We start from the raw sequence: 16159 nt of genomic DNA on the forward strand, positions 1-16159 counted from the left end.
AGCGCTGCCATGAAGGCCGATAGTGACCGGCGCTTGAACATGAAGAACGCCTTTCCGAACCGAGGGGGAAATATCAACGATCATGTGAAGATCATTGCGAAGCCTAAAGTTTCCCTTTGAGTCCGGCCGGGCGAAAACCACCATTAGGTGACCAAAGGATCCCTTTTGACCAAGTCGTCGAAATGATCAAAAAGGCGCCGATGGAATCATTCTCATATTCACATCAGGGCAGACGAGAAACAATTCTCATGTTCCTCAACGACGAGGCCGGACCCGGAAATCCCCGGGTCCGGCCGTCAACGCGTCGTCACCGAAGATCGAGAATGGCGTACCCGAACGCCGGAACCGACAAGGTGCGCCCGCTGATGCGAACCCCGCTGTCCTCCACCGGTTTCGCGTGCGCCAGCCGGTCGTCGGGCACCTCGACGGTGACCTCCTCGCGGCTCGGGTTGACCGTGACCAGGAACCGGTCACCGCGCAGGTAGGTCAGCGGGTAGCCGTCGTCGAACACCTCCACCGAGCCGCCGCTGCCGAGTTCGGGGTGCCGCTTGCGCAGCGCGATGACCCGCTGCACGAAGTTCAGCAGCGAACCCGGATCGGCGAGCTGGTCGGCCACGGTCGGCCGGTTCGGGTCGGGGTCCTGCGGGATGTAGAGCTCGTCGGCCGGGGCCGTGGAGAACCCGGCGTTGGGCCCGTCGTCCCACTGCATCGGCGTTCGGTTGTTCTGCCTGCCCGCACTGCCCTCGACGTCGGGAAGCCCTTCGATCAGGCGCATCCCGATCTCCTCGCCGTAGTACAGGGTCGGGACGGTCGGCCAGGTCAGCCAGAACGCGAACGCCGCCGGGATCTCCTCCGGCTTGCGGACGCCGTTGTTCAGCCGCAGCGCGCCGTCGTGGTTGGCCGAGGGCAGCAGGATGTGCCCGGGCTTGCCGATGGTCTGCTCGGTCTGCTTCCAGGCGTCGACGAAGACCTTGGCGGTGCCGGTCCCGTCGGCGCCGAAGTAGGGGTTGTCCTGCCACAACGTCTTCCACGGCGCACCGTCGCCGGGACCGTTGACGGGCAGGAAGAAGTCGCCGTCGAAACCGGCCGGGACCGAGGTCGCCGGATCGCCCCACTCGGCGATCATCACCGCGTCGGGGTGCTTCTCGCCGAGCCACGCCCGCATCTCGCCCCACAGCTTGCCGGTCTCGACCCAGCCCGGGTCGTCCTTGACCAGGGTGGCCGCCAGGTCGCAGCGGAAGCCCGAGATCCCCAGCTTCAGCCAGTGATCCATCACCTCGCGCATGGCTTCCCGGTTGCGCCGGGGACCTTCGGCGTCGACCGGCTGCCGCCACGGCTCGTCCGGGTTCATCCGGCCGTAGCCGTAGTTGATGGCCGGTTGGGTGTCGTAGTAGTTCTTCAGGAACGCGCCCTCGCGCGGGCCGGGCGAGGCCACGAAGTCCTCCGGCAGGCTGCCGTCCTGCGGCAGCTGGTCCGGGGTCGCCCACACGTAGCGGTGGTCGGACGGGTCCTGCAGCGAGTTGAGGAACCACGGGTGCTGGTCGGAGGTGTGCCCGGCGACCAGGTCGAACAGCACCCGGATGCCGCGCGCCCGCGCCGCTTCCACCAGGGTCACCACGTCGTCCTGGGTGCCGTAGCGCGGGTGCACGCCGACGTAGTCGGTGATGTCGTAGCCGGCGTCGGTGAACGGCGACGGGTACACCGGGTTCACCCAGATCGCCGTCACGCCGAGCCACTGCAGGTGGTCGAGGTGCTCGGTGATGCCGCGCAGATCGCCGATGCCGTTGCCGTCGGTGTCGGCGAAGCTCTGCGGGTACACCTGGTAGAGCACGGCGTCGGCCAGCCACGAGGGCTGACCGGACGCCGCAGCGGGTCTCACCCGCGCGATCGGCAGCGCGGCGACTCCCGCCAACACCGCGCCGGTCCCGACCATGAACGACCGCCTCGACACCACAGCACCCAGCTCCTGTCTGAATACGTATTCACAAGCCGGGTGGAATCTACGTCATCCGAAGCGATCCGGGAAGCCTCAGGAACCGAGATCGAGGACCGCGTAACCGAACGCCGGGACCGCGATGTCCTGACCGCTGATGGTGACCCCGCTGTCCTCGACCGGAACGGCTCCGGCCAGGCGGTCGTCGGGGACCGTGACCGAGACCGGGTTCCTGCTCGGGTTGACCGCGACCAGGAACCTGTTGCCGCGCAAGTAGGTCAGCGGGTAGCCGTCGTGGAAGACCTGCACGTCCGCGCCGATGCCGAGCTCGGGCTGGGACTGGCGCAGGGCGATGAGGCGCTGCACCAGGTTCAGCAGCGAACCCGGATCGTCCCGCTGCGTCGCCACGTCCGGCCGGTTCGGGTCGGGATCCTGCGGCAGGTACAGCTTCTCGGCCGGAGCGGTGGAGAAACCCGCGTTGGGGTCGGTGTTCCACTGCATCGGCGTGCGGTTGTTCTGCCTGCCGTCGCTGCCCTCCACGTCCGGCAGACCGTCGATCAGGCGCATGCCGATCTCCTCGCCGTAGTAGATCAGCGGGACGATCGGCCAGGTCAGCCAGAACGCGTAGACCGCCGGGATCTCCTCCGGCGTGCGGACGCCGTTGTTCAGCCGCAGCGCGGTGTCGTGGTTGGCCGAGGGCAGGATCACTCCCCCGGGCCGGCCGATGGCGTCCTCGGCCTCGCGCCAGGCGTCGATGAAGATCTTCGCGGTCCCGGTGCCGTCGGCGCCGAAGTAGGGGTTGTCCTGCCACAACGACTTCCAGGCGTCGCCGGTCTGGAAGAAGAAGTCGCCGTCGAAACCGGCGGGCACCGCGACCTTCGGGTCGCCCCACTCCGAGACCAGCACCGCGTCGGGGTGGTTGTCGTCGAGCCAGGCCGCCATCTCGCCCCAGAGCTTGCCGGTCTCGACGAGGTCCGGGTCGTCCTTGATCAGGCTGCCCGCCATGTCGCAGCGGAACCCCGAGACGCCCAGCTTCAGCCAGTGGTCCATCACCTCGCGCATCGCCTCGCGGTTGCGCTTGGGGCCTTCGGCGTCGATCGGTTCCCGCCACGGCTCGTCGGGGTTCATCCGCGCGTAGCCGTAGTTGATGGCCGGTTGGGTGTCGTAGAAGTTCTTCAGGAACGCGCCTTCGCGCGGGCCCGGTGAGGCGACGAAGTTCTCCGGCAGCTCGCCGTTCGGGAACTGGTCGGGGGTCGCCCAGATGAACCGGTCGTCGGAGAAGTCCTGCAGCGAGTTGAGGAACCACGGGTGCTGGTCGGAGGTGTGCCCGGCGACCAGGTCGAACAGGATCCGGATGCCGCGCCTGCGCGCCTCGTCGACGAGCCGCGCCACGTCGTCCTGCGTGCCGTAGCGCTCGTGGACGCCGACGTAGTCGGACACGTCGTAGCCCGCGTCGGTCAGCGGCGACGGGAAGATCGGGTTCATCCACACCGCGGTGACGCCGAGCCACTGCAGGTGGTCGAGGTGGTCGATGATGCCTTGCAGATCGCCGACACCGCTGCCGTCGGAATCGGCGAAGGTCTGCGGGTAGATCTGGTACATGACCGCGTCGGCCAGCCACGAGCCGTCCGCGCTCGCCATCGCGGGACGTGGTCGGGAGATCGGCAGCGCGACCGCTCCCGCGGCCAGCGCACCGGAGATCAGCAACGTTCGCCTGGACACCGTCATACTCTGTTCCCCAATCGGAATGCGTATGAAAATGCCCGGCTGAAGCTACGCCGGTCGATCATCGCGCGGAACGTGCAAGAAGCCATCAAGACCCGACCGGCCCAGACCATTCCCGGTTACCGGTTTTCGCCCTGAGCCTCGGGCCGGTCGAGTGATCATGACGCGCGTCCGGGTGAGAACCCCTGGGCAACGGACAGTTTTAGCCATAATCACCCATGATCAATGTCCGTTTTGCCCGGTCAATTATGGCTAAAACTGTCCACTGGTGACGGACGCACCCCACGACCGCGAAGCGGCCCCGGAGGGGTTCCCCGGGGCCGCTCGGTGATGGGTTCTGCTCGCGGAGACGACCTCAGTCCACCAGGAGGTCTTCGATGGTGATCGGGATGTGGCGGACCCGGATGCCGGTGGCGTTGTGGACCGCGTTCGCGACCGCGGCGGCGACGCCGACCGTGCCGATCTCGCCGAGCCCCTTGGCGCCCACCGAGTTGTGCAGCGTGTCCGGGTACTTCACGAACTCCACGTCGACCTCGGGGATGTCGGCGTTGACCGGCACCAGGTAGCTCGCGAAGTCGCCGTTGGAGAGCCGGCCGCTGTCCTCGACCTCCATGGCCTCGTGCAGCGCCGCCGAGATGCCCCAGATCATGCCGCCCTGCAGCTGGCTGGTGGCCAGCTTCTCGTTGATGATCCGGCCGCAGTCGAACACGCCGAGCATCCGCGACACCCGGGCCTCCCGCGTCCACTTGTGCACCTTGACCTCGACGAACTGCGCGCCGAACGAGCTGAAGGAGTGCTTGGTCAGCTCCTCGCCCGGCGCCGAGGTGCCGGTCACCGACACCGAGTCGCGGCCCAGCGCCCGCAGCAGCTCGCCGAAGGTGATCGTCTCGCCGTCGGCGAACAGCTCGCCGTGGGCGTAGGTGACGTCCTTGCCCTCGAACGGAGCCCCGGGACCGGAGGCCAGCGCGGTGAGCTCGTCGACCGCGGCGGTGCCCGCGAGCTGGATCGCCGTGCCGACGCTGGCCGTCGCCGTCGAACCGCCCGACAGCCCGCCCGGCGGCAGCGAGGAATCGCCCAGCTGCGGGGTGATCCGCTCCTCCGGCAGGTCCAGCGACTCCGCGCCGATGTGGCGCATCACCGTCAGCAGACCCGTGCCCGGGTCGGCACCGGCGGTGGCCACCACGGCCGTCTCGTCGGCCCGCAGCGTGATGCCGACCGTGGCCGGGAACCGCAGCGCCGGGAACATGGCCACCGCCACGCCCATCCCGACCTGCCAGTCGCCCTCGGTGCGCCCCTGCGGGGTGCGGTTGGCCCAGCCGAAGCGCTGCGCACCGACGTCGAAGCACTCGTCGAGGTGCTTGCTGGACCACTGCAGGTCCTTGCCGGGCGGCGCGGTGGAGTTGTTGCGCTTGCGCAGCTCGATCGGGTCCATGCCCAGCTCGACGGCGAGCTCGTCGATCGCGCTCTCCAGCGCGAACGAGCCCGGCGCCTCACCGGGGGCGCGCATGAACGTCGTCGGCGGGATGTTCAGCGGCACGATCCGCTGCGACACCGCGAGGTTCGGCGTCGCGTACCACTCCAGCGAGGTGCCGTGCGAGGTCGGCTCGACGAACGAGCGCGCCGCGTCGGTGGTGCACCACGAGTCGTGCCGGACCGCGATCAGGTTGCCCTCGCGGTCGGCGCCCAGCGCCACCTTCTGCTGCGTGGCGGCGCGACCCGCGGTCGCGGTGAACACCTGCTCGCGGGTCAGGGTCGTCTTGACCGGGCGCCCCAGCGCGCGGCCGGCCGCCGCGGCCAGGAACGCCGGCGTGGAGGTCCTGCCCTTGCCGCCGAAAGCGCCGCCCACGTACGGGTTCACGACGTGCACCTGCGAGGCCTCGACCTCCAGCGCGGCCGCGATGTCGGCGGCCAGCAGGTGCGATCCCTGGTTGGGGGTGTAGAGCGTGAGCTCCTCGCCCTCCCACACCGCGACGGCCGAGTGCGGCTCCATCGCGGCGTGGTTCTGGGTCGCGGTCGAGTAGGTGTTGTCGACGACGACGGCGCTCGCCTCGAAGGCCTCGGCGATGGAGGACATGCCGGCCTCCTCGTCGAGGATCTCCAGGTCCTCGCGGTCCGGCGCGCGCTCGGCCTCGGCCAGCCCGGCCTCGAAGGAGGTCTTGGCGGGCCGGGCCCGGTAGGCGGTGCGTACCAGGGCCGCCGCGTCGCGGGCCTGCTCGAAGGTCTCCGCCACGACGAAGCCGATCGGCTGGCCGTAGTAGGTGACCTCGCGGTCCTGCAGCGGAACCCACGTCTCGCCGAGCATCGAGGTGGGCGTGCTCAGCTTCAGCGAGTCGAACGGCGTGTACACGGCGAGCACGCCCGGGGCGCTCTTGGCCTCGGTGACGTCCATGCTCTCGATCTCGCCGTGGGCGATCGTGCTGAGCACGAGGTAGCCGTAGACCGTGCCGGGAACGTTGTTGTCGGCCCCGTACTTGGCCTGGCCGGTGACTTTCAGCGGGCCGTCCAGCCGAGCGGTCACAGCTGCATCCCTTCGGTGGTTTCGAGCAGGGCGCGGACGATCGTCCGCTTCAGCAGGGACACCTTGAAAGCGTTGCCGGACAACGGCTTCGCGCCTTCGGCGGCGAGCGCCGCGGCGGCTTCGAACGTCTCCTGGGTGGCGGGCTTGCCGCGCAGCACGTCCTCGACGACGCCGAGCTTCCACGGCACCGTCGCCACGCCGCCCGCCGCGACGCGGGCGTCGGCGATCACGCCGTCGCGCACGTCCAGCGCCACCGCGGCCGAGGTCAGCGCGAACTCGTAGGACTGCCGGTCGCGGACCTTGACGTAGGTCGAGTTCGCGGCCCAGTCCAGCTTCGGCACGACGACCTCGCCGATGAGCTCGCCCTCGCGCAGGTCGTGCTCGGCCTCCGGGGTCTGGCCCGGCTGCATGTAGAAGTCGGCCAGCTTGACGGTGCGCTCGCCTTCGGCGCTGACCAGGCGGACCTCGGCGTCGAGGGCGACCAGCGCGACCGCGAGGTCGCTGGCGTGGGTTGCCGCGCACGCGTCGCTGGTGCCCAGGATCGCGTGCATCCGGTTGGCGCCCTCGATCGCCGGGCAGCCGCTGCCCGGGTCGCGCCGGTTGCAGGGCATGTCGACGTCGCGGAAGTAGCCGCAGCGGGTGCGCTGCATCAGGTTGCCGCCGATGCTGGCCATGTTGCGCAGCTGCTGCGAAGCGCTCTGCAGCAGCGCGCGCGAGATCGCCGGGTACACACCGGGAGCCGCCGCGACGTCGCTCATCCGCTCCAGCGCACCGATGCGGAGGCCGTCGGAGGTGTCGATCCCGCGCAGCGGCAGGCCGTTGATGTTCTGCACCCGCTGCGGGGTGAGCACGTCGAGCTTCATGAGGTCGACGAGGGTGGTGCCGCCGGCCAGGAACGTGCCGGTGTCGCCGAGGGCCTCGTCGATCGTGGTGGGTGCGGTGAGTTCGAAGGTGCGCATCAGCCCTGCCTCGTCTTCTCGCCCCGGGCCTTCGCGGAGCCCTGGGCCTGCTCGGAACCTCGGGCCTGCTCGACGGCCGCGACGATGTTGGGGTAGGCCGAGCAGCGGCAGATGTTGCCGGACATGAACTCGCGGACGTCCTCGACGTCCTGCTCGACCGCCGCGACGGCCGACATGATCTGTCCGGAGGTGCAGAAACCGCACTGCAGCGCGTCCTGGTCGAGGAACGCGCGCTGCACCGGGTGCAGCGACTCGTCGTCGGCGAGCCCTTCGACGGTGGTCACCGGCTTCTGCACGGTGGCCGCCAGGGTGAGGCAGGACAGGACGGGCCGGCCGTCGACGTGCACGGTGCACGCACCGCACTGGCCCCGGTCGCAGCCCTTCTTGGGGCCGGTCACGTCGAGCTTCTCGCGCAGCGCGTCGAGCAGGGTCACGCCGGGATCGACGCTGAGCTCTTCGGTCCTGCCGTTGATTTCCAGTGAGAGGTCCACAGAATCTCTTCCCCGCCCCGTCCGCCGTAACGCGGAGGGCGGAATGCTCGTGGTGGTGGGAGCTAGACTCGACCCTGAACGGATAGTCATCCGCTTCAGGTGGAACCGAAGCTACCGGATTTTTATCCGCTTCGCAACGAGTGTTCTCACCCTCAAGGTTGCCCAGGTTCGGCGAGCGGTGCATTACATTTCGGGTTACGACCAGGTAGCCGACCGGGGAGGGACGATGACGACGGGCTCGGTGAACCCGCGCCGCGCGGACACCCGGCGCAACCACGAGGCTATCCTCAACGCCGCCGCGCAGTCGCTGGCCTGCACCGAACGTGTCTCGTTCAACCACATCGCCAAGCAGGCGGGCGTCGGCGTCGGCACCGTGTACCGGCACTTCCCCACCCCGGAGTCGCTGATCATCGCCGTCTACCAGCGCGAGCTGGAGCACCTCGGCGAGGTCGTCCCGGAGCTGCTGGAGCGGCACGACCCGGAGAAGGCGTTCCGCACCTGGGTCACCGACCACCTGGCGCACTACATGATGACCAAGCGCGGCCTGGCCAAGGCGCTCAGCGCCGCCTCGTCCTCCCCCGCCGAACTGCCGGTCAACGCCCACGAGACGCTGGTCGCGGCGCTCAGCGCGCTGCTGCGCGCCAACACCGAGGCGGGCAACCTCCGCCCGGACCTCAACCCGGAGACGGTGATGCGCGGCCTCGGCGGCCTGCTCTACCTCGACCCCAAGAGCGACTGGCGCTCCGAGACCGGCGACCTCCTCGACCTCCTCTGGCGCGGCATGAGCGCCTGAATCAGCCTGCGAGGGCGTCCAATTCGGACTTCGCCCGTGGGTCGAGGCGCACGTCGGCGGCGGCGATGTTCTCGATGAGGTGGTCCGGGTTGGCGGTTCCCGGGATGAGCAGGGTGTTGTCGTAGTGGGCGAGCTCCCACGCCAGCCCGATCTGGGCCGGGGTGGCGCCGGATTCGTCGGCGATCCGCTTCACGACCGGGTTCTCGGTGACCTGCGGTGCTTCGGGGAACGCCGATCCGAGCGGGAAGAACGGCACCCACGCGATGCCGTGCTCGCGGCAGAGGTCGAGGACCGGTTCGGACGTGCGGTCCAGGACGTTGTGGTAGTTCTGCACGCAGGCGATCCCGACCGGCAGCGCCCGCTCCAGCTGCTCCGCGAACACGCCGCTGAGGCCGATCGCGCCGATCTTGCCCTCGTCGCGCAGCGCGGAGAGCACGGCCAGCTGGTCGTCGAGGTCGACGACCTGGTCACCCTCGGCGACCAGACCCGGTGGGGCGTCGCACCGGCGCAGGTTGATCACCGGGATCCGGTCGACGCCGAGCTGGGCGAGGTTGGCCTCGACGCCGGCGCGCAGCTGCTCCGGGCGCTGGGCCACGGCCAAGTCGATCTCACCCCCCGACGCGTGCTCGGCGCCGACCTTGCTGACCAGCACCAGATCGTCCGGGTAGGGGCTCAAGGCCTCGCGGATCAGCGCGTTCGCCTCGCCCGGACCGTAGAAGTGCGCGGTGTCGATGTGGTTGACGCCGGACTCGACGGCGCGGCGCAGCACCGCGATCGCGGCGTCGCGGTCCCGGCCGGGCAGCTGCATGGCGCCGAACCCGACGCGCGCGACGCGCCGTCCGGCGAGATCGCTGTAGGTGCTCATGGCGCGCTCCTGTCATAGTGGAGGGACAGGCGGAGGATCCTCCGCTTCACCCAGGCTAGCAGAGAAACGGAGGATCCTCCGATTAGCGAGAGGGAAATGCGCTCGGACGCGCGACAGAACCGGGAACGCCTGATCACGGTCGCCCGGGAGGCCTTCACCTCCGGCGAGCAGAAGGTCTCGATGGACTACGTCGCCCGCGCCGCGGGCGTGGGCATCGGCACGCTGTACCGGCACTTCCCCACCCGGGAGGCGCTGGCCGAAGCCGTCTACCGGACCGAGTTCACCGCGCTGCGCGACAACGCCGCCGAGCTCCTGGCTGCGCTGCCGCCCGACGCCGCGCTGCGCGCGTGGATGGACCGCTTCGGCGAGTACGTCGCGGCCAAGCGCGGGATGGCCGAGGCGCTGCGCGCGCTCATCACGGCGACGACGCTGTCGGAGAAGCGGGCCGAGCTCGCCGAGGCAGCCGGAGCCGTCCTGGACGCGGGCGCGGCCGAGGGCGTCCTGCGCGACGACGTCGAGCCCGAGGACGTCGTCGTCGGCATCATCGGCATCTACAGCTCCACCGGCCCGGACCGGCCCGAGCAGACCAGCCGCCTCCTCGACCTCCTGATGGACGGCCTCCGCCCCTGATCGCGTGCTGGAGCCGAAAATCGGTTGCCGGGAACGGGTTCGGGGAGGACTCTGCCGGAGTGGAGTTCACCGAGGTGGCGGTCGGCGAGGCCGGGTGCGGGCCTTACGGCGTGGCCGTCGATCCCGACGGCGACGTGTGGTGCACGCAGGTGCACCGCGGGCGCGTCGGGCGGCTGGGGGCTGACGGGGACTTCCAGGACGTCCCGGTGGGCCCCGCGGACTGCCGACCGACCGTGATCGTGGCCGGCCCCGACGAGGCGATGTGGTGCAGCCTCTACCAGGGAAACGCGATCGGGCGCGTGGGGCTCGACGGGTCGGTGCGGTGCTTCGGCGTTCCCGGCGCCCACCCGTACGGGCTGGCGGTCGGCCCCGATTCGGCGCTGTGGTTCACGGCGATGAACACCGACCGGATCGGGCGAATCACCGTCGACGGCGCCATCACCGAGTTCGACCTGCCGACGCCGGGCGGATTCCCGTCGATGATCACCGGCGGTCCCGACGGCGCGCTGTGGTTCACGCTCAACCGGGCCAACGCGATCGGGCGGATCGACCTCGACGGCGGGGTGCGCACGTTCCCGCTGCCGACCCCGGGCGCGGCGCCGGTCGGCATCACCAGCACCGGCGACTCCCTCTGGTTCGTCGAGATCGGTGCAGGTCAGATAGGCCGTATCACTCCTGAGGGTGACATCGTGGAGCACCCGCTGCCGGACCGCGAGGCCCGGCCGCACGCGATCATCGCGACCTCGGACGGTTGCTGCTGGTTCACCGAGTGGGCCGCCGGTCGCGTCGGCCGCATCACCCCGTCCGGCGACGTCGAGACGCACCCGCTCCCCCACGCGCGCTCCGAACCCCACGGTCTCGCCGCGGCGCCCGACGGGAGGTTGTGGGTCGCCCTGGAATCCGGGTCCCTGGCTTGGGCGATGCTCGGCAGAGGGCAGTTTTAGCCATAACTGTCGCCCTTCGGTGCCCGAAATGTCCGGACAGTTCTCACTAAAACTGTCCCCTGGTGACGAACGTCCACAACGGAACCCGAAGCCTGGAACCCGAAACCCGAAGTGCGGCGCTGGGGTCAGGTGAGCCAGGTGAGGGTGGCTGTGACGAGGGCTTTGACGCCCGTGGTGAGGGTGGGTTCGATCTCCGGGGCGAAGTGCGGGGAGTGGTTGGCCGGGATGCTCCGGGCGACCGAGTCCTCGGCGAGGGCCTTCTGGAAGCGGCCGGGGTCGGTGCCGCCGAAGAACCAGTAGCAGGTCGGAACCCCGGCCTCGGTGCCGAAGAGACCGACGTCTTCGCTGGCCATCGCCGGCGGCAGGTCGAGCACCGCGTGCTCGCCCAGCGCGGCGCGCAGGGCCGAAGCCGTGCGGTCGGTGGCGTCGGGATCGTTGACCAGCAGCGGGAACCGGTTCAGCTGCTCGAACTCGGGTTCCCGGTCCGCACCGGAGGCCACGGCCTCGGCCCGGACGATGCGGCGGATGGCGGCCAGGACCCGCTCGCGGACACGCTCGTCGAACGAGCGGACGTTGACCAGCAGCTCCGCCCGGTCCGGGATGATGTTGCCCTGGGTGCCCGCGCGGATCGAGCCGACCGTGACCACCGCGGTGTCGTCGCCGGCGACCTCGCGGGACACCACGGTCTGCAGCCGCAGCACCGTCGCCGAGGCCATCACCACCGGGTCCACCGCGTTCTGCGGCTGCGAGCCGTGCCCGCCGCGCCCGAACATCGTGATCTTCAGGCTGTCCGCGGCCGACATGCTGGGCCCGCGCATCATCCCCACGAAACCGCTCTGGAACGGGAACACGTGCTGTCCCAGGCACACGTCCGGGCGCGGGAAGCGCTCCAGCAGGCCGTCGTCGAGCATCGCCCGCGCCCCGGCCCCGATCTCCTCGGCGGGCTGGAACACCGCCAGCACCGTCCCCGACCAGCTCGCCCGCGCGGAGACCAGCAGGTCCAGCGCCCCGATCAGGCAGGTCACGTGCATGTCGTGGCCGCAGGCGTGCATTACCGGCACGTCGGAGCCGTCGGAGGCGGTGGCCCGCTCGGTGCTCGCGTAGTCCAGCCCGGTGCGCTCCTCCACCGGCAGCGCGTCGAAGTCGGCGCGCAGCAGCACCGTCGGCCCGGCACCGTTGCGCAGCACACCCACCACACCGGTCCCGCCGACCCCGGTGGTGACCTCCAGCCCCAGCTCACCGAGCCGCCGCGCGACCTCGGCAGCGGTCCGGTGCTCCTGGAACGACAGCTCCGGGTGCGCGTGCAGGTCCCGGTACAGCGCGGTCAGGTCCTCGCGGATGTCGTCCCACCGCCGGAAATCCATCACAGCCTCCGCTCAGCGTCGTCGACCCGATCGTCCGCCGACCCCTCCGGGGGCCGCCAGCGCTACGAGCACACCTCTCCGAACGGCTTCCCGGAGGCCCACTTCAGATCCTCCTTGCTGATCGCGCCGTGCTACCCCGTCGACGGCCCCTAGCGATGCTCGGGGAACTCGATCACCTGTTGGTAGGTGGGGCGGTTCTGCCAGGAGATCGGGTCCTGCTGGATGCCGCCGACCTTGTTGTGCGCGATGGCGTCGGCGCACCACTGGTCGCCGGGGTCGCAGTCGACGTCGCCCGGGTAGGTCTCGTCGGACGGGACCTGGGCGGCCTGGGCGAGGGTGTCCAGCAGCACCTGCCGGCACGCGGCCGGATCGCCGCCGCCGCACAGCGGGGTGCCGAAGCCGCCGGGGACGTTCTCGCCGAGCACGGCGCGGATGTCCTTGGACACCGGGCCGTACCAGCCGAACTGGAACGACGAGCCCTGGTGCCCCTGGCCGACGTGCAGGCCGGGTTCGCCGTTCTGCCAGCCGGACGGGGATTCGTTGATCTGCATCATCGCGGTCATCGCCCGGTAGGCGTCCGGGCCGACGGCGGGTTCGAACTCGCCGCGGACCAGCAGCGGCCACCACGCGTCGAACAGCTCGATGGCCTCGGCGTGGGCGTAGTGCTTGCTGCCCGGCTCGGTTTCGACGCGCTTGCCTCCGTCGGCCAGCCACGCGCGCAGCTCGTCGACCAGCGGTTTCGTGCGTTCGTCGGGTTCGCCGATGACGCGCAGCAGGTCCGGGAGGAGGCGTTCGGCGCGCAGGTCGGTGACCCCGGCGTCGGCCATCGCCCGCACCAGCTCGGCGCGGCTGAACTCGTCACCGGACTCGATCTGCTCGCGGACCCGCCTGTCAAGCAGGTCGCCGCGCTGCACCGCGCTCTTCTCCGCCCGGTCGCCCGCGGTTCCCGGGGCCTGCTTGTTGTTCCAGCTGATGTAGTAGTCCTGGTTGAGGGAGTTCGGGTGCTGGGCGAAGGTCTGGTACGTCGCGGTGTTGGTCTCCGGGTCCCAGCCCGGCCAGTCGTGGGCGCCGTCGGCGACGATCGGCATGCTCGGGTCGACGTCGGGCTGCCGCACCACGTTCGCGCCGGAGTTGAAGTACGCGGTGTCGCGGGAATCGGCGTAGAACCAGTTGAACGTGTAGTTGATGTCGTGCGCGGCGCGCTGGAAGTCCCGCGCCGACCGCACCGCCGACGGGTCGTTGAACTGCTGGAACCCGATGATCGAGTCGACCTCGTGCAGGAACGTGGAGCGCGCGGTGGTGTAGGCGACCGGCTTTCCGTCCACAGTGGCCCGATGGGTCACCGGCCCGTAGCGGGTCCGGAACGACACCAGCCGGTAGGAGCCCTCCGGGGTGTCGTCGCCGAGGTTCGGCTTCCAGGCGTTGCGGCGCTCGACCGTCTGCATCGGCAGGCACTCGCCGCGGAACAGGTAGGAGTTCGACTCCGTCGTGACCGGCCCGCCGTCGGGCGAGCACAGCTCGACCGCGTAGGTGTCGATCATGTCCTGGGAGGCCGTCGTGGCGCTCCACGCGTAGTCCTGGCCGCGGCCGAGCAGCGTGTAGAAGCTCAGGCCCGCGAACGAGGCGCCCTTCGAGGAGATCCCGGGACCCTGGAGTTCCTGCAGGGTGAGCAGCTGCGGCGAGAAGTAGCCGGTCTGCGGGCCGAACACGGCGACCGGGTGACCGCTCTCGGTGTGCTCGCCGGAGACCACCAGCGCGTTGGACATGCCGCGCCGCTCGGCCATGTCGGCGGGCAGGACGCCGTTGTCGAACATGCCGCGCAGCGGGTCCTGCGGGTCCACGACCGGGCGCGACGGCGGTTCGTCGGGCTGGGCGGCCGAGCCGGTCGGGTCGAAGATCAGCGGCTGCTCGCGCACCGAACCGGGGTCGGGCAGGGCGACGCCGGTCGGGTTCGCCGGGGCGTTGCCGTAGGGGAACGAGTGCCCGTCGTGGATGGTGCTGATGGCTTCCGGGTCGTTCTCGGCGCGGAAGGTCGCCCAGATCCGCTCGCCCTGCTCGGGTCCGAAGCGCTCGTGCAGCGCCATGCGGGCGACGGCGTTCTGCACCTCTCCCCCACCGCCCCCGCCGAACTGGGCGCCGACCAGCGAGGCGAGCACCACGAGATCGGTGAGCTTGAACGGCTCGATGGTGCCCTGGTTGGTGATCGGGTCGACGTGACCGGTGGCGACGTACTCGCCGGGGAAGTAGCGGCCCCGGTGGGCCTGCTGGATGTAGGCGTTGATGCCGTCGACGTAGGACTGCGCGTCCTGCAACGCGATCCGGCCGCGCTCGCCCTGGGCGGCGACCTGGTCGATCTGGTCCTGCAGCTCCTGCTCGGTGTAGGGCGCGACGGAGAAGAAGCTCTGCTCCAGCTGCCGGTTGGCGGGCGCGCCGCCGGCGAACGAGCTGACCTCGCCGCGTCCGGCGTGGCGCAGCGCGTCCATCAGGAACAGCTTGTCCTCGGCGGTGGTGAACCCGGCGCCGAAGGTGGTGCCGGAGCGGGTGTCGCCGTAGACGTGCGGGATGCCCGCGGTCTTGTCGCGGACGACGGTGACGTCGGCGCGCGGCCGGTAGGTGCGCTCGACGTCCTCGGGTTTCACGCCGAAGGAGTGGTCGTTGAAGAACCGCTGGACGGTGTCGGTGGTGAGCTTGGCGTACCCGCCCGCCAGGGAGTCGTACTTGCCGAGCTGGTCGTCGGAGTGCTTCGGGCGGGTGCCCAGCAGCATGTGCGAGACCAGTTCGGCGAAGGTGGCGTTGCCGTTCTGACCCGGCGGGAGGATGTCGTGACACTGGCCGCGGCAGTAGTCCTCCGGCGTCGCGACGTCCTGGGCGTCGGCCCCGGGCGCGATGAGCAGGGACCCCGCGATGGCCGCCACGAGGGCGGTGACCAGTGAACGTCGCGCCATGCCAAGACCTTTCCGCTGCGGATCACTCCGGCATCGGCACGCTAGCTACCCCGACGTTAAATAGAAAGATATTCACATTAGGTTTGATCCGAACGGCGCAACCTCAGGCGGAGGTCACGACGTTGCGCTGACGCCCCAGCCCCTCGATCTCCATCTCCACCACGTCGCCCGGCGCCAGGAACGGGAACCGGCCCGACATCGCCACGCCCTCCGGCGTTCCGGTGATCACCAGATCCCCCGGTTCCAGCGTCAGGTACTGCGAGAGGTGGCGGACGATCTCACCGACGCCGAAGATCATGTCGGCGGTCGCGGAATCCTGCCGCGGCTCGCCGTTGACCCAGCTGCGCAGCCGCAACGCCTGCGGGTCGCCGACCTCGTCGGCGGGCACGAACCACGGGCCGACCGGGTTGAACGTCGGCGCGCACTTGCCCTTCGACCACTGGCCGCCGGACTGCTCCTTCTGGAACGCGCGCTCGGAGACATCGTCGGCCAGCACGTAACCGGCCACGTGCGACAGGGCCTGCTCGGCGCTGTCGAGGTAGCTCGCGCGACGCCCGACGACCACGCCGAGCTCGACCTCCCAGTCGACCCGCTCGGCACCGCGCGGGATCACCACCTCGTCGTGCGGACCCACGACGGTGTTCGGGTGCTTGAAGAACAGGATCGGGACTTCCGGTGGCGCGGAACCGGATTCGGCCGCGTGGGCGGCGTAGTTCTGGCCGATGCACAGCACCGCCATCGGCCGGGCGATCGGCGCGCCCACCCGCATCCCGGTGCCGTCGGCCGGGTCGTCGACGGCGGGCAGCTCGCCCGCCTCCAGCGCGGCGCGAGTGCGCGCGACGCCGTCACCGGCGAGGAACGCGCCGTCGACGTCGGCGGTGATCGGGCTCAAGTCGAACAGCCGACCCCGGTCGTCGAGCACGTGCGGGCGCTCCTCGGACAACGACCCCAGCCGCAGAAACCTCATCACCGACTCCGCTTCACCTGTTCGA

12 protein-coding genes are annotated in these 16159 nt (G+C 70.1%); 3 read left to right on the forward strand and 9 right to left on the reverse strand.

What is annotated here, in order from left to right:
* Window positions 1-307: 307 nt before the first annotated feature.
* The 5 genes from BM424_RS06970 to BM424_RS06990 form a co-directional block, all read right to left on the reverse strand.
* Window positions 308-1933: an alpha-amylase family glycosyl hydrolase gene (locus BM424_RS06970; protein ID WP_093415645.1), complete on the reverse strand. Its 1626-nt coding sequence runs from the start codon at window positions 1931-1933 to the stop codon at window positions 308-310.
* A 96-nt stretch (window positions 1934-2029) separates the two neighbouring features.
* Window positions 2030-3655, reverse strand: a complete 1626-nt coding sequence (locus tag BM424_RS06975; RefSeq protein WP_245775670.1) for an alpha-amylase family glycosyl hydrolase — start codon at window positions 3653-3655, stop codon at window positions 2030-2032.
* Between the two features lie 358 nt (window positions 3656-4013).
* Window positions 4014-6176 carry a xanthine dehydrogenase family protein molybdopterin-binding subunit gene (locus tag BM424_RS06980; RefSeq protein ID WP_093414777.1) on the reverse strand — a complete coding sequence of 721 codons (2163 nt, stop codon included), beginning with the start codon at window positions 6174-6176 and terminating at the stop codon, window positions 4014-4016.
* Complete coding sequence (locus BM424_RS06985) at window positions 6173-7135, reverse strand: FAD binding domain-containing protein (RefSeq protein WP_093414778.1); 963 nt, start codon at window positions 7133-7135, stop codon at window positions 6173-6175. Before BM424_RS06985 ends, BM424_RS06980 begins: the two co-directional genes overlap by 4 nt.
* A complete protein-coding gene (locus BM424_RS06990; protein WP_093414780.1) occupies window positions 7135-7626 on the reverse strand; it encodes a (2Fe-2S)-binding protein in 492 nt (163 codons plus the stop codon). Before BM424_RS06990 ends, BM424_RS06985 begins: the two co-directional genes overlap by 1 nt.
* Window positions 7627-7852: 226 nt before the next feature.
* On the opposite strand from BM424_RS06990, the gene BM424_RS06995 reads away from it, so the two are divergent.
* Window positions 7853-8419 (forward strand): TetR/AcrR family transcriptional regulator, encoded by a 567-nt coding sequence (locus BM424_RS06995; protein WP_093414781.1) that lies wholly within the window; start codon window positions 7853-7855, stop codon window positions 8417-8419.
* A gap of 1 nt (window position 8420) precedes the next feature.
* Here the strand turns inward: BM424_RS06995 and BM424_RS07000 are convergent, their stop codons facing one another.
* Window positions 8421-9284: an aldo/keto reductase gene (locus tag BM424_RS07000; RefSeq protein WP_093414783.1), complete on the reverse strand. Its 864-nt coding sequence runs from the start codon at window positions 9282-9284 to the stop codon at window positions 8421-8423.
* A 96-nt stretch (window positions 9285-9380) separates the two neighbouring features.
* On the opposite strand from BM424_RS07000, the gene BM424_RS07005 reads away from it, so the two are divergent.
* Entirely contained in the window at window positions 9381-9914 is a 534-nt protein-coding gene (locus BM424_RS07005) for a TetR/AcrR family transcriptional regulator (RefSeq protein WP_093414784.1), read from the forward strand.
* A gap of 59 nt (window positions 9915-9973) precedes the next feature.
* Window positions 9974-10858 carry a Vgb family protein gene (locus BM424_RS07010; protein ID WP_093414786.1) on the forward strand — a complete coding sequence of 295 codons (885 nt, stop codon included), beginning with the start codon at window positions 9974-9976 and terminating at the stop codon, window positions 10856-10858.
* A gap of 125 nt (window positions 10859-10983) precedes the next feature.
* On the opposite strand, the gene BM424_RS07015 is transcribed toward BM424_RS07010, so the two are convergent.
* The 3 genes from BM424_RS07015 to BM424_RS07025 form a co-directional block, all read right to left on the reverse strand.
* Entirely contained in the window at window positions 10984-12222 is a 1239-nt protein-coding gene (locus BM424_RS07015) for an amidohydrolase (RefSeq protein ID WP_093414787.1), read from the reverse strand.
* 149 nt (window positions 12223-12371) lie between these two features.
* The gene (locus tag BM424_RS07020) at window positions 12372-15167 is read right to left on the reverse strand and encodes a penicillin acylase family protein (protein WP_093414789.1); all 2796 of its coding nucleotides are present in this window, start codon (window positions 15165-15167) and stop codon (window positions 12372-12374) included.
* 103 nt (window positions 15168-15270) lie between these two features.
* Window positions 15271-16134 carry a fumarylacetoacetate hydrolase family protein gene (locus BM424_RS07025; RefSeq protein WP_093414790.1) on the reverse strand — a complete coding sequence of 288 codons (864 nt, stop codon included), beginning with the start codon at window positions 16132-16134 and terminating at the stop codon, window positions 15271-15273.
* Window positions 16135-16159: the final 25 nt, after the last annotated feature.

The organism is Saccharopolyspora flava (assembly GCF_900116135.1).
In the GTDB taxonomy this organism is placed as follows: domain Bacteria; phylum Actinomycetota; class Actinomycetes; order Mycobacteriales; family Pseudonocardiaceae; genus Saccharopolyspora; species Saccharopolyspora flava.

Coding starts and splice junctions, on each gene's coding strand:
- BM424_RS07005 (WP_093414784.1), top strand. CDS start 9,381: ATGCGCTCGGACGCGCGACAGAACCGGGAACGCCTGATCACGGTCGCC.
- BM424_RS07020 (WP_093414789.1), bottom strand. CDS start 15,167: ATGGCGCGACGTTCACTGGTCACCGCCCTCGTGGCGGCCATCGCGGGG.
- BM424_RS07025 (WP_093414790.1), bottom strand. CDS start 16,134: ATGAGGTTTCTGCGGCTGGGGTCGTTGTCCGAGGAGCGCCCGCACGTG.
- BM424_RS07015 (WP_093414787.1), bottom strand. CDS start 12,222: ATGGATTTCCGGCGGTGGGACGACATCCGCGAGGACCTGACCGCGCTG.
- BM424_RS06995 (WP_093414781.1), top strand. CDS start 7,853: ATGACGACGGGCTCGGTGAACCCGCGCCGCGCGGACACCCGGCGCAAC.
- BM424_RS06970 (WP_093415645.1), bottom strand. CDS start 1,933: ATGGTCGGGACCGGCGCGGTGTTGGCGGGAGTCGCCGCGCTGCCGATC.
- BM424_RS07000 (WP_093414783.1), bottom strand. CDS start 9,284: ATGAGCACCTACAGCGATCTCGCCGGACGGCGCGTCGCGCGCGTCGGG.
- BM424_RS06985 (WP_093414778.1), bottom strand. CDS start 7,135: ATGCGCACCTTCGAACTCACCGCACCCACCACGATCGACGAGGCCCTC.